The 13,428-nt window shown below is 41.8% G+C and carries 14 protein-coding genes; all 14 read left to right on the plus strand.

All coding sequences use genetic code 11. The annotated features are described in order from the left end of the window. Window positions 1–616: 30S ribosomal protein S2 (gene rpsB / locus B4F91_RS18315; protein WP_288636162.1), on the plus strand; the 616-nt coding region annotated here is incomplete at its 5' end. Between the two features lie 105 nt (window positions 617–721). After that, a complete protein-coding gene (tsf, locus tag B4F91_RS18320) occupies window positions 722–1,573 on the plus strand; it encodes a translation elongation factor Ts (protein WP_004586919.1) in 852 nt (283 codons plus the stop codon). 159 nt (window positions 1,574–1,732) lie between these two features. Further along, window positions 1,733–2,482, plus strand: coding sequence for a UMP kinase (gene pyrH / locus B4F91_RS18325; protein ID WP_039972186.1), 750 nt, complete (start codon window positions 1,733–1,735; stop codon window positions 2,480–2,482). 13 nt (window positions 2,483–2,495) lie between these two features. Beyond that, window positions 2,496–3,053, plus strand: a complete 558-nt coding sequence (frr, locus tag B4F91_RS18330; protein ID WP_004586921.1) for a ribosome recycling factor — start codon at window positions 2,496–2,498, stop codon at window positions 3,051–3,053. 81 nt (window positions 3,054–3,134) lie between these two features. Next, window positions 3,135–3,914, plus strand: a complete 780-nt coding sequence (locus B4F91_RS18335; protein WP_004586922.1) for an isoprenyl transferase — start codon at window positions 3,135–3,137, stop codon at window positions 3,912–3,914. A 21-nt stretch (window positions 3,915–3,935) separates the two neighbouring features. Beyond that, on the plus strand, window positions 3,936–4,802 hold the full coding sequence (locus tag B4F91_RS18340; protein ID WP_004586923.1) for a phosphatidate cytidylyltransferase: 867 nt from the start codon (window positions 3,936–3,938) through the stop codon (window positions 4,800–4,802). Continuing rightward, entirely contained in the window at window positions 4,799–6,004 is a 1,206-nt protein-coding gene (ispC, locus tag B4F91_RS18345; RefSeq protein ID WP_029773686.1) for a 1-deoxy-D-xylulose-5-phosphate reductoisomerase, read from the plus strand. Before B4F91_RS18340 ends, ispC begins: the two co-directional genes overlap by 4 nt. A 1-nt stretch (window position 6,005) precedes the next feature. Beyond that, entirely contained in the window at window positions 6,006–7,358 is a 1,353-nt protein-coding gene (gene rseP, locus B4F91_RS18350; protein WP_288636164.1) for a sigma E protease regulator RseP, read from the plus strand. A 102-nt stretch (window positions 7,359–7,460) separates the two neighbouring features. Beyond that, window positions 7,461–9,932 carry an outer membrane protein assembly factor BamA gene (gene bamA, locus B4F91_RS18355; protein WP_054983479.1) on the plus strand — a complete coding sequence of 824 codons (2,472 nt, stop codon included), beginning with the start codon at window positions 7,461–7,463 and terminating at the stop codon, window positions 9,930–9,932. An 11-nt stretch (window positions 9,933–9,943) separates the two neighbouring features. Then, window positions 9,944–10,462 carry an OmpH family outer membrane protein gene (locus B4F91_RS18360; RefSeq protein WP_024033815.1) on the plus strand — a complete coding sequence of 173 codons (519 nt, stop codon included), beginning with the start codon at window positions 9,944–9,946 and terminating at the stop codon, window positions 10,460–10,462. A 7-nt stretch (window positions 10,463–10,469) separates the two neighbouring features. Continuing rightward, window positions 10,470–11,492, plus strand: coding sequence for a UDP-3-O-(3-hydroxymyristoyl)glucosamine N-acyltransferase (lpxD, locus tag B4F91_RS18365; protein WP_286936629.1), 1,023 nt, complete (start codon window positions 10,470–10,472; stop codon window positions 11,490–11,492). Between the two features lie 26 nt (window positions 11,493–11,518). Beyond that, entirely contained in the window at window positions 11,519–11,971 is a 453-nt protein-coding gene (fabZ, locus tag B4F91_RS18370; RefSeq protein WP_055253107.1) for a 3-hydroxyacyl-ACP dehydratase FabZ, read from the plus strand. Between the two features lie 2 nt (window positions 11,972–11,973). Then, entirely contained in the window at window positions 11,974–12,744 is a 771-nt protein-coding gene (gene lpxA, locus B4F91_RS18375; RefSeq protein ID WP_029773689.1) for an acyl-ACP--UDP-N-acetylglucosamine O-acyltransferase, read from the plus strand. Between the two features lie 137 nt (window positions 12,745–12,881). After that, the gene (locus tag B4F91_RS18380; protein WP_024033818.1) at window positions 12,882–13,268 is read left to right on the plus strand and encodes a septal ring lytic transglycosylase RlpA family protein; all 387 of its coding nucleotides are present in this window, start codon (window positions 12,882–12,884) and stop codon (window positions 13,266–13,268) included. Window positions 13,269–13,428 lie beyond the last annotated feature (160 nt).

Raw genomic sequence — 13,428 nt, forward strand, 5'->3', positions numbered from 1 at the left:
ACATATCATCAACCTTGAGCAAACAGTACCAATGTTCAACGACGCACTTAAGTTTTTATCAAGTGCTGCTGCAAACAAAGGTAAAGTTCTTTTCGTTGGTACTAAGCGCGCAGCAAGCGAAGCAGTTAAAGAAGCTGCTTTACAAAGCGACCAGTTCTTCGTTAACCACCGCTGGTTAGGTGGTATGTTAACTAACTGGAAAACAGTTCGTCAGTCAATCAAGCGTCTTAAAGACCTTGAAGCTCAAAGCCAAGACGGTACTTTCGAGAAGTTAACTAAGAAAGAAGCGTTAATGCTTACTCGCGAAATGGAAAAGCTTGAAAAGAGCCTTGGCGGTATCAAAAACATGGGTGGCCTTCCAGACGCTATCTTCGTTATCGATGCTGATCACGAGCACATTGCTATCCGTGAAGCAAACAACCTAGGTATTCCAGTTGTTGCAATCGTTGATACTAACTCTAACCCAGACGGTGTTGATTACATCGTACCTGGTAACGATGATGCTATCCGTGCAATCAACCTTTACACTAGCTCTGTTGCAGCTGCTATCACTGAAGGTCGTGAGAACAACATCGTTGCTCAAGCTGAGAAAGACGACTTTGTAGAAGCTGAGTAATTAGCTGTCATCAAGTCTTCATCTTTTTAAGGTGAAGACTTGCTATTCTTGTAGAGCGGTTTACCCGCTTATCTAATACCTGATTTCAGATTTGAGGATTTACTAATGGCTGTAACTACTGCCCTAGTTAAAGAATTACGCGAGCGTACTGGCGCTGGCATGATGGATTGTAAAAAAGCGTTAACTGAAACTGATGGCGACATCGAGTTAGCGATTGAAAACATGCGTAAGAGCGGTGCTGCAAAGGCTGCTAAGAAAGCAGGTAACATTGCTGCTGAAGGTACTATCATCATCAAGCAAAACGATGGTGTTGCAGTACTAGTAGAAGTTAACTGTCAAACTGACTTCGTAGCAAAAGACGAAAGCTTCTTAGCGTTTGCTAACAAAGTTGCTGACGCTGCTATCGCTGAAACAATCACTATCGAAGACTTACAAGCTAAGTTTGAAGAAGACCGTGTTGAGCTAGTAACTAAGATTGGTGAAAACATCAACGTACGTCGTCTTCAGTACATCACTGGTGAAACACTTGTTGAATACCGTCACGGTGAGCGTATTGGTGTTGTTGTTGCAGGTGTTGCTGATGAAGAAACACTTAAGCACATTGCAATGCACGTTGCTGCTTCAAACCCAGAGTACTTAACGCCTGAAGATGTACCTGCTGACGTTGTAGAAAAAGAAAAGCAAGTTCAAATCGACATCGCGATGAACGAAGGCAAGCCTGCTGAAATCGCTGAAAAAATGGTTGTTGGCCGCATGAAGAAATTTACTGGTGAGGTTTCTCTTACTGGTCAAGCTTTCATCATGGAGCCTAAAAAATCTGTTGGCGAAATTCTTAAAGAGAAAAACGCAACAGTTACTAGCTTCGCACGTGTAGAAGTTGGTGAAGGTATCGAGAAGAAAGAAGAAGATTTTGCTGCTGAAGTTGCTGCTCAAATTGCAGCTGCAAAAGGCGAGTAAGATTAACTATTTGTGATGCATAAGGAAATTAGATGCCATTAAAGTACTATTTGCTTTTGCGTCACGCTTAGAAATTCTTTAAAATAACCGCGCTTTTATGTTTATCATAAGCGCGGTTATTTTTTACCCATAATTTAATAAAAAGTTGGCCCCAATACTATGACTATCAATCGTAAACCTATTTTTAGACGTGTTCTTCTCAAATTAAGTGGTGAAGCTTTAATGGGAGACGAAGGCTTCGGCATCGACCCAAAAGTGCTAGATCGTATGGCCCAAGAAATTAAAGAGCTGGTAGAACTCGACGTAGAAGTGGGTTTGGTTATCGGCGGTGGTAACTTTTTACGTGGCGGATCACTAGCAGAAGCTGGCATGAACCGCGTAGTTGGTGACCACATGGGTATGCTTGCAACCGTAATGAACGGCCTTGCAATGCGTGATGCACTACACCGTGCATTTGTTAATTGTCGTTTAATGTCGGCAATCCCTCTAAACGGTGTATGTGATGCATACAACTGGGCTGAGGCAATTAGCTTATTAAAATCTGGCCGCGTTGTTATTTTTGCAGCAGGTACGGGTAACCCGTTCTTCACTACCGATTCTGCTGCGTGTTTACGCGGTATTGAAATTGAAGCCGACACTGTAATTAAAGCGACTAAGGTTGATGGCGTATTTAGTGATGATCCGGTTAAAAACCCAGAAGCCACGCTTTACCGTCACTTAAGCTACAATGAAATTATTGATAAAGAACTAAAAGTAATGGATTTAGCGGCGTTTACACTCGCTCGCGATCATAATATGCCATTGAGCGTATTTAACATGAATAAATCAGGCGCCTTAAAACGCGTAATTATGGGTGAAGAAGAAGGCACACTTATCTCTTCACAAGCCTCAGATGAAGTAATCAAATAATTAGGATTAAACCGTGATTAACGATATTCAAAAAGATGCGCAAGAGCGCATGCAAAAAAGTGTAGCAGCACTAGGTAGTCAACTATCAAAAATTCGTACAGGTCGTGCTCACCCAGCAATTTTAGACGGCATTATGGTATCGTACTACGGTGCTGATACACCGCTTAACCAAGTGGCTAATGTAACGATTGAAGACTCTCGTACGCTGGCTATCGGCGTATTCGATAAGTCTTTAGCGCAAGCTGTAGAAAAAGCAATTATGGCGTCTGACTTAGGTTTAAACCCTATGTCTGCTGGTACAGTAATTCGCGTACCACTTCCTCCGCTTACAGAAGAGCGTCGTAAAGATTTAATTAAAATTGTACGTGGCGAAGTAGAAAGCGGCCGTGTTGCTGTGCGTAACATTCGTCGTGACGCTAATGGCGATGTAAAATCTTTATTAAAAGATAAAGAAATTTCTGAAGATGAAGCGCGTCAAGCAGAAGATACAATTCAAAAGCTTACAGATAAATTTATCAAAGAAATGGATGCACAACTAACAGCGAAAGAAGCTGAGTTGATGGAAATCTAAACAGCTAAATAACCTCAATGCAGGTTATGAAATATATTAGTTTTGAAACGCCGTCTAGGGTATACTAGGCGGCGTTTTTTTATGGAATACTCAATATTTATGGTTCTAGACGCTGATACAATTTCACAGCAATGTTTACCTAAACATGTTGCCATCATCATGGATGGTAACGGGCGTTGGGCGCAAGCTAGAAATAGACCTCGTGTGTTCGGGCATAAAAAAGGCGTGGACGCAGTTCGTCAATCTGTTCAGTTTTGTACTAAATTAGGGATACAATCGTTAACCTTATTTGCTTTTAGTAGTGAAAACTGGCGCCGCCCCGAAGACGAAGTAAACACTTTAATGGAGCTTTTTTTGTTTGTTTTAACAAAGGAAGTAAAAAAGCTTCATAAAAATAATGTAAAACTGACCATTATTGGAGATTTATCACGATTCTCTGAAAGTTTACGTAGCAAAGTAAACGCTGCGCATGAGCTAACAGCAGATAACACCGGTTTGCATTTAAACGTGGCCGCTAATTATGGCGGTAGATGGGATATGGCAAATGCAGCAAAGCAACTAGCACTTCAAGTTGCAAACGGACAACTCAAGGCAGAGGATGTTACAGAAGAGCGCTTAGCACAGCATATGAGCATGGCAGACCAAGCGGAGCCGGATTTACTAATTCGCACGGGTGGTGATGTTCGTATTAGTAACTTTTTACTATGGCAAGCTGCTTATGCGGAACTTTACTTTACCGAAACTCTTTGGCCTGATTTTAATGAAGCAGCATTTGCTGAGGCCATTGCGTGTTACGTTGCCAGAGAGCGACGTTTTGGTTGTACGGGCGAACAAATAAAACAATTACTCGCTCAAACCTAAAATAGAATAAGGGTCACTATTTTGTTAAAACAACGAATTTTAACCTCGGTTGTATTAGCGCCATTAGCGCTAGCCTTGGTTTTTTATACTCCACTAACATTGTTTAGTTACTTTGCCGGTATTATTGTTTTACTTGGCGCGTGGGAGTGGTCTGCTTTTATGGGCCTATGCACAAAATTAAAACGGGGTGCGTTTGTGGTGTTAATTGGCGCGTTATTGGCGCTGCTAAATTTACATTGGCCGATTGAATCACTGTGGCAAAACGGCCAGCTGGTCGGGGATGCAAATTACTTATTTACGCTCTCGTTTGCTTGGTGGATTGTGGCCAGTTATTTAATTTGGCGCTACCCAGCCATGGCCAAAGCATGGAACGAAGGCTTGGTAATGCGCGGCATTGCCGGGTTGCTTACTTTAATCCCACTTTGGCTTGCACTCAATACCTTACGTAGCGCGCAATACGCTGAATCAACGCACTTTGGCTCGGTACTGATTTTAGTGGTACTTGGTATTGTGTGGAGCGCCGATGTAGGGGCTTATTTTACAGGCAAAAGTTTTGGTAAACACAAACTCATGCCAAAGGTGAGCCCTAACAAAACCATCGAAGGCCTTGCAGGCGGTGTGGTTGCATCAATTATATTTGTTTTAGCTTTTTGTCATTTTACCGGTGTGGATTTTGCTGTATGGCCTATTTATGCCGTAATGACCGCCTTTATAGCCTTGTTTTCGGCTGTCGGTGATTTACTCGAAAGCATGTTTAAACGTGAAGCCGGCCTAAAAGACAGTGGTCGCTGTTTACCCGGCCACGGCGGTATTTTAGACAGAATTGACAGCTTAACCGCAGCAGCCCCAATGTTTGTTATGTGCTATGCATGGACCTTGAGTTTATGAGCCAACAGCAACAACTTGTTATTTTAGGCGCTACAGGTTCAATTGGGTTAAGTACATTAGATGTTATAGCGCGAAACAAAGCGCTATTTAACGTATTTGCCCTCACTGCAGGCCACAATGCAAAAAAAATGGCTGAGCTGTGTATTGAGCACGAACCGTTATATGCGGTTATGGCCACACAAAGCGCTGCAGAGCAATTATCATCGTATTTAAATAATACGCCATGCCAAACCTTAGTAATGCACTCACAGCAGGCTATGAGTGATTTATGTGCGCATCCCGATGTCGATACCGTCATGTCAGCTATTGTTGGCGCTGCCGGCTTACTGCCCACACTAAGCGCCGTTGAAGCAGGTAAAAAAGTACTGCTTGCCAATAAAGAATCGTTGGTTATGTCAGGGCAGTTGTTTATTGATAAAGTAAAACAGCATAAAGCCACGTTGTTACCTATTGATAGCGAGCATAACGCTATTTTTCAGTGCTTACCTCATTCACTTCAAAACGCAAACGCTGATCAAAATTTACAAGAGCATGGCGTAAGTAAAATATTGCTTACCGGCTCTGGTGGGCCATTTTTAACGCGCGATATAAATACCTTAAAAGAGGTAACGGTTAGTGAAGCCGTCGCTCATCCTAATTGGTCTATGGGGCAAAAAATATCGGTAGATTCAGCCACCATGATGAACAAAGGGCTTGAATTTATTGAAGCTAAATGGCTGTTTAATTGTGACACCAGCGATATTGATGTGGTGATCCACCCACAAAGTATTATTCATTCTATGGTGCAATACCACGATGGCTCCATTTTAGCGCAAATGGGTAACCCCGATATGCGCACACCTATTGCACATGCACTCGCTTACCCAGATCGAATTAACGCGGGTGTAAAACCACTCAACTTTTCGGATATTTGTGATTTTTCGTTCACAAAGCCTGATTTTGCGCGTTATCCAAATTTACAACTCGCTATTGATGCGTGCAGCGCAGGGCAAGGCGCAACCACAACGGTAAATGCAGCAAACGAAATAGCGGTTGCGGCATTTTTAAAAGGCCAAATTGGCTTTACTGACATTTATAAAATTAATGCACAAACGCTTGATGCGGCCACATTCACTAACGTACAAAGCCTAGATGAAATATTAGCGTGTGACCAACAAGCCCGCCAACGTGCAGCGGACCTAATAACAAAAGTGACTCATTAATATGTTAGATTTTTTTTGGAATCTTGGCTCGTTTATTTTAGCGCTGGGCATTTTAGTTGCTATTCATGAATATGGGCACTTTTGGGTGGCCCGTAAAATGGGTGTTAAAGTGCTGCGCTTTTCGATTGGTTTTGGTAAACCGCTTTTAAAGTGGCACGATAAATACAATACAGAATACGTAATTGCCGCTATTCCGCTGGGTGGCTACGTTAAAATGCTTGATGAACGCGTGGATGAAGTGCCAGAAAATGAGCGCCATTTGTCATTTAACGCTAAATCGGTTCAGGCCCGTATAGCCATAGTGGCAGCCGGCCCGCTGGCTAATTTTTTATTTGCTATTGTGGCGTTGGCGGCTATGTACATGGTGGGCGTGCAATCGGTAAAACCTGTAGTGGGTAGTATTACCGAAGGTAGCAGAGCAGAGCAGGCGGGCATTATGCCCTCTGAACAAATTATTAAAATTGGTGATGACACGATTGCCACCTGGCAAGATGCAACTTTTGCACTTATGTCGAGCTTAGGTGAGCAAAGCGTGCCCGTAGTCGTGCGTAACGAAAACTACCAAGAGCAAACAAAAATGCTTAACGTAGAGGGTTGGAAGCTCGATCAGCAAGACGTGCCGCCACTGAGTTCGTTAGGTATTGTACCGTTTAGACCCCAAGCCACATTAACCATTGCGGCTATTACTAAAAATTCAGCAGCCGAACTGGCTAATTTGCAGGTTAACGATACGATTATCGCTGTAAATGGTGAAACAATAAGCGATTGGCAGCAATTAGTTAATCTTATTACGCAATCGGCTAACAAATCTTTACAATTTAGTGTAAAAAGACAAGATAGTATAAATAGCGTAACAGTAACGCCTAAATCGCGCATTAATGAGCACGGTATTGAACAAGGGTTTTTAGGTGTTGCGCCGGTTGTTCAACCTTGGCCTGAGGGCTATGTTGAAACCCGAAACTTTGGTCCGCTTGATAGTATTGCTCGTGGTACCCAAGAGACCTGGCGCCTTATAACGCTTAGCTTTGACATGATTGGTAATTTAATTACAGGTCAGGTTTCGGTTAAAAATTTAAGTGGCCCTGTGGGCATTGCAGTTGGTGCAGGAACTAGCGTAAGCTACGGGCTAGTCGCCTTTTTAAGCTTTTTAGCGCTAATAAGCGTTAACTTGGGTGTATTTAATTTATTACCTCTGCCAGTGCTTGATGGTGGACACTTAATGTATTACATAATTGAACTTTTCCGTAAAAAGCCGGTCTCTGAAAAGACACAAGAATTTGGTTTTAAAGTGGGCGCCTTGCTGCTCATATTTTTAACATGTTTCGCTTTGTTCAATGATGTATCGCGTTTGTAGTTACAGCGTGACAATTACTAATTAGAACACGATTGTAAGCATCACTAATTATTAGTTTTGATGTTAAGCGGTAATACAGTTGTAAAGGATAAAGATAATAAAATGGCTATAAAAAAACATTTGGCAGTTTCAAGTTTATTGGGTGCAAGTTTTGCAGCCCTGGGCCAAAACTCCTTTATTGTTGAAGATTTAAAAATTGAAGGTTTGCAACGTGTAGCACTTGGTGCAGCACTAACGCATGTCCCTATCAATGTGGGCGATAACGTTGATGACTATACGATTTCAAAAACAATAAAGTCACTTTATCGTTCAGGTCACTTTGACAACATCAAAGCGTTACGCGATGGTAATAACGTTATTTTTAAAGTGACTGAGCGTCCTACTATTAGCTTTATTGAGTTTGAAGGCAATAAAGATATAAAAGACGAGCAGCTTAACGAATCACTCGATCAGCAAGATATTCGCCAAGGTGAACCGCTTGATAAAACCGTTATCGATAATATCGAAAAGGGGTTGGTTGAGTTTTTCCACAGTATTGGTAAATACAATGCCACCGTTGATATTAGCGTAACTAAGCTGCCACGTAACCGTGTAAAGCTTAAGCTAGAATTTGACGAAGGCGAAGCCGCCTCTATTCGTCAAATCAACTTAGTGGGTAACGAATTATTCTCTAACGAAGAGCTTTTAAAGCTTGCTGAATCGCAACAAGATTTACCGTGGTGGCAGTTTATGGGTAGCGACCGTTACCAAAAACAAACCATTGAAGGCGATTTAGAAAAAATTCGCAGCTTTTATTTAGACCGCGGTTACTTACGTTTTAATATCGATTCTACGCAAGTATCAGTAAGTCCTGAGCGCGAATCTGTGTATGTAACTGCTAACTTAACAGAAGGTGTTAAGTACACAGTTAAAGGTTTTGACTTTATCGGTGATTTACTTGGCCGAGAAGAGCTAATCAAAAGCGTTATCCCACTTCGCGCCGGCGAGCTTTACAATGGCTCAGTGGTGACCTCATCTGAAGAATTTATCAAAAGCTACTTAGCGCGCTTTGGCTATGCCAATGCCGAAGTACGCACAATTCCAGAAATTGATGATGAAAAACAAGAAGTGCAACTTACGCTGTCGGTAAATCCGGGCAAGCGTGTGTACGTACGTCGTATCATCGTTGGTGGTAACCAAAATACTGCTGATGAAGTACTTCGCCGCGAAATGACACAACTTGAAGGTGCATGGTTATCTAATCAAAACCTTGAGCGCTCAAAGCTGCAAATTCAGCGTTTACCGTACATGGAAACTGTTGATTTTAACGTAGTACCAGTACCGGGTGTAGATGACCAAGTAGACGTAGACTTCACCGTAAAAGAGCAATCTGCCGGTAGCTTTAACGCGGGCTTAGCGTATGGCTCATACGCAGGGCTTCAGTTTAATATTGGTGTGACCGAATCTAACTTTTTAGGTACGGGTAATCAAATTGGCTTAAACTTAAATACCTCTACTGGTTCTGAAAGCATTAGCTTGTCGTACACCGACCCTTACTTTACGCCAGATGGTGTATCGCAAGGCAGCAGTATTTTTTACAACAACTACGATGCCAGTAAGTTTAGCTTGGTAGATTATAAATCAACAAGTTACGGTATTGGTACCAATATTGGCTTCCCAATTGATGCGGTAAACCGTGTTAACTTTGGCGTACGTTGGATTCAAGAAGAACTTTCAGAAATTGCCGAGTACGAACAAACACGTGTACTACGCGAAACCTTCTTAGATGAAGAAAACCCAGATGCTGGCTTTGACTTTACTAAATATGAGCTAAGTGTTGGTTGGTCGCGTATCACAGTTAACCGTGGTTTATTCCCAACAGCGGGTTCGCGCCAAACATTAAATTTAACAGCCACAACGCCTAACTCTGATCTTCAGTATTTTAAACTGAACTACGATTCGCGTTTTTACTGGCCAATCTCGAATGACCACCGTTGGGTGTTCTCAACACGTGCAGCGCTAGGTTACGGTAATGGTTATGGGTCAACAAACGGTTATGAGCAAACACTGCCATTCCAAGAGTACTTCCGTATAACAGAAATGGAACTACGTGGCTTTGACCGTAATACAATATTACCGCGTGCGGTATCACGTGTTCCTTTATCAATCCCTGGTACGCCAGGTGCTGATGGTACTACAACCGGTAGCATCGGTGGCTCTGATGAGTTTGATATTTTAGTACCACAAGGGCGTATTGGTGGTAATGCAAAAGCGGTTGCAGGTATGGAGCTAATTGTACCTACGCCGTTTTTAGATGAAGAAAACACCAGCTCTGTACGTACCAGTTTCTTTGTAGATGCTGCCAACGTATGGGATACTGAATTTAACGTTGACCGTTTCCAAAACTTAGCGCCAGATGAGCGTGCTAAGTTAGATGATTACTCTGATCCAATGCGCTTTAGGGTATCAACCGGTTTATCTTTACAATGGATCTCTCCAATGGGTCCAATGCTGATTAGTTTTGCGTATCCATTGCAAAAAGAAGAAGATGACGATACAAAGACCATCAGCTTTAATATTAGTAACACTTTCTAAAGGAGTTTTTTGTGAAAAAATTATTTAAATCAACAGCAGTAGCCGTGTTAGCAACATTGATGATGGGCACCTCTGCAAGTGCATTTGCCCATAAAGTAGGCATTGTTGATATGCAAGAGATCTACAAGCAAATTCCTCAAATGGCTAAAATTGAGCAGTCTTTACAAACTGAGTTTGCTGAGCGTCGTCAAGAGCTTGAAAAACTACAAGGCGACATTCGCTTTGAAGCAGAAAAATTTAAGCGTGAAAGCACTACAATGAGCCAAGCTCAAAAAGATGCACTACGTGATAAAATTCAAGGCATGCAACAAAACCTTGCTGAAAAAGGTCGTCCTTTAGAGCAAGAAATCAAAGCACGTCAAAACCAAGAGCTTGCTAAAGTTCAGGGTTTAATTGTTAAAACAATTGAAGAAATTGCTAAAGATGGCGACTTCGATGAAGTTAAAGTTAAAGACACTACTATTTACTTTAACCCTAAAGAAGTAACTGATCTTTCAAGCAAAGTTGTATCAGCAGTTAGTAAGAAATAATCACTCTATGCAAAATTATACGCTTTCGCACATTGCGGAACTTCTAGGCGCCGAACTTCAAGGTGATGGCGCTTTAGAAATTACAAAAATAGCTACACTTGCAAATGCCCGTTCTGGGCATATTGCATTTTTAGCGAACTCAAAATATCGTACGCAGCTTGAAACCACACAAGCCAGCGCAGTGATTCTTAGTGAAGCCGATGCATCGTATTTTAGTGGCGCAAAAATCATTGTTGGAAATCCGTATGTGAGCTACGCAAAGCTTGCACAATTTATGGATACAACCCCGCAAGCGGCGCAGCAAGGTATACACGCTAGTGCGACTATTCACCCAAGTGCAACGGTTAGCACAAGTGCTGCTATTGGCGCAAATGTAGTTATAGAAGCCGGTGCTGTAATTGGTGATAACGCACAAATTGGTCCGAACAGTTTCATCGGTGAACGTGTTAAAATAGGTTCTGGCACAAAGCTTTGGCCGAGTGTGACTATTTATCACGATGTTGAAATTGGCGCTGATTGTTTATTTCAAGCAAACAGTGTGGTTGGCAGTGATGGATTTGGCTATGCAAACGAGCGCGGGCAGTGGGTTAAAATTCCTCAGCTAGGCTCTGTGATTATCGGCGACAAGGTTGAAGTGGGCGCAAGCACTACAATTGACCGTGGCGCACTCGATAACACGATTATTCATAGTAATGTGATCATCGATAACCAATGTCAAATAGCACACAACGTTGAAGTTAACTCGGGTACTGCAATTGCAGGCTGTACTGTACTAGCAGGTAGTGTAACCATTGGTAAAAACTGCCAAATAGGTGGCATGACCGCAATTAATGGTCACATGTCAGTATGTGATGGTGTTATAATTACCGGCATGAGTATGGTGACTAAATCGATCACCGAGCCGGGTATTTACTCATCTGGTATGCCCCATACAACTAATAAAGAATGGCGTAAATCAATTGCCCACTTGCGTAATCTTTCAGACATGAAATCACGTCTTAAAGCGCTTGAAGCATTGGCTAAGTCATAACGTTGAACACTAATAAGGATGCTATTTTGGCAAACGAATTAAATAGCCTTGATATTCAAGAAATTTTAAGTTTATTACCACACCGCTACCCGATGCTTTTAATTGATCGTGTAATTGACTTTACGCCTGGCGAGTCACTGCATGCGATTAAAAATGTATCGGTTAACGAGCCTATTTTTACTGGCCACTTTCCAAATCAGCCAATTTTCCCTGGTGTGCTAATATTAGAAGCCATGGCGCAAGCCACCGGTTTATTAGGATTTAAAACAGTAGAAAACCGTAGCGATAACGAGCTTTACTTATTTGCTGCAGTCGATAACGCACGTTTTAAACAGCCAGTTATACCGGGCGATACACTGCATTTGCATGTAGAGTTTTTAAAAGAGCGTCGCAATATATGGAAATTTGCCGCTGAAGCAAGAGTCGACGGCAAGGTTGTATGTAGTGCCGAAATTATGTGTGCGAGAAGAGAGTTTTAATAGTGATCCATTCTACAGCAATAATCGAACCTGGCGCTAAACTAGGCAACAATGTCTCAGTTGGTCCATATAGCTATATTGGCAATGATGTTGTGATCGGTGATGACTGTATTATTGAGTCTCACGTTGTTATTAAAGGGCCATCTACTATTGGCTCTGGCAATCATATTTTTCAATTTGCGTCAGTAGGCGAAGCCTGCCAAGACAAAAAATATAACAACGAACCAACCACTCTTATTATGGGCGATAACAACGTTATACGTGAGTGTGCAACCATTCACCGTGGTACTATTCAAGACCAAGGTGTTACTAAAATTGGTAGCAATAACTTATTTATGGCGTATACCCACGTTGCTCACGATGCCGTAATTGGTAATAACGTTATATTTGCTAATAACGCAAGCGTTGCAGGCCACGTGCATGTAGGCGATTGGGTTATTTTAGGTGGTAACTCAGGTGTGCATCAATTTTGTAAAATTGGTGATCACGCATTTATTGGCATGTACTCAGGTGTTAATAAAGACGTACCGCCATTTGTAACCACCATTGGTATGCCAGCAGGCCCTGCTGCGACCAATAAAGAAGGTATGAAGCGTCGTGGCTTTGAAAGCGACGAAATTATGGCCGTACGCCGTGCTTATAAAGCGTTTTATCGTAAGAGCTTAAGTGTGGACGAAGCAATTGCCTCACTAAGTGAAGATGCCGCTAAGTATCCTGCAGTACAAACCATGATTGATTTTGTGAAAAGCTCTGAGCGCGGTATCGTAAGATAAGCGCTTTATGCTTTTAAAAAAACCACCTAAGAGTAATCGCCGGTGGTTTTTTATTGCCTATAAAATATTTTAATTCAGTACACACTCAGCCACGTAAGGTTAACCTTTGCGCGAATTTTTATAATTAAAGCGCATCTATGTCTTTTACTAAGTTAATTTTTACCCTCAGTTTTTTATCAATTTTAGCTGCGTGTAGCAGCCAACCTATAGTTACCTCTGCTAATGGCGAGCGTACTCAGTTAGGTAAAGCCTCTTATTACGCTAATAAATACCATGGTCGCACAACAGCAAACGGCGAAACATTTAGCCAAAACGCATCCACTGCTGCGCATTTAGAATTACCCTTTGGTACAAAAGTGAAAGTTACAAACTTGGCAAATAACAAATCGGTGATCGTGAGAATAAACGATAGAGGCCCGTACGTTAGAGGGCGGGTTATTGATTTATCGTTAGGTATGTTTAAAAAAATTGCCGACCCTAAAGTCGGCGTTATAGATGTATCAATCAGCGTTTTAAATGATTAACTTGATCTCTGGATAATATATCTATCTCAAGCAGCTATTTTTAGCGCTAACTGCGTTGAATTTTCTTGCAATAGGCTAGCTATTGACGCGTAAATTCGCCTTGTTTCCACTTAAAATTTCTAGCTAGAGAAAAGCAGGATTAAGTTTCATTAATATTCGG

Source organism: Pseudoalteromonas sp. UBA6610 (genome assembly GCF_002433295.1).
Taxonomy (GTDB): Bacteria; Pseudomonadota; Gammaproteobacteria; order Enterobacterales; family Alteromonadaceae; genus Pseudoalteromonas; species Pseudoalteromonas atlantica.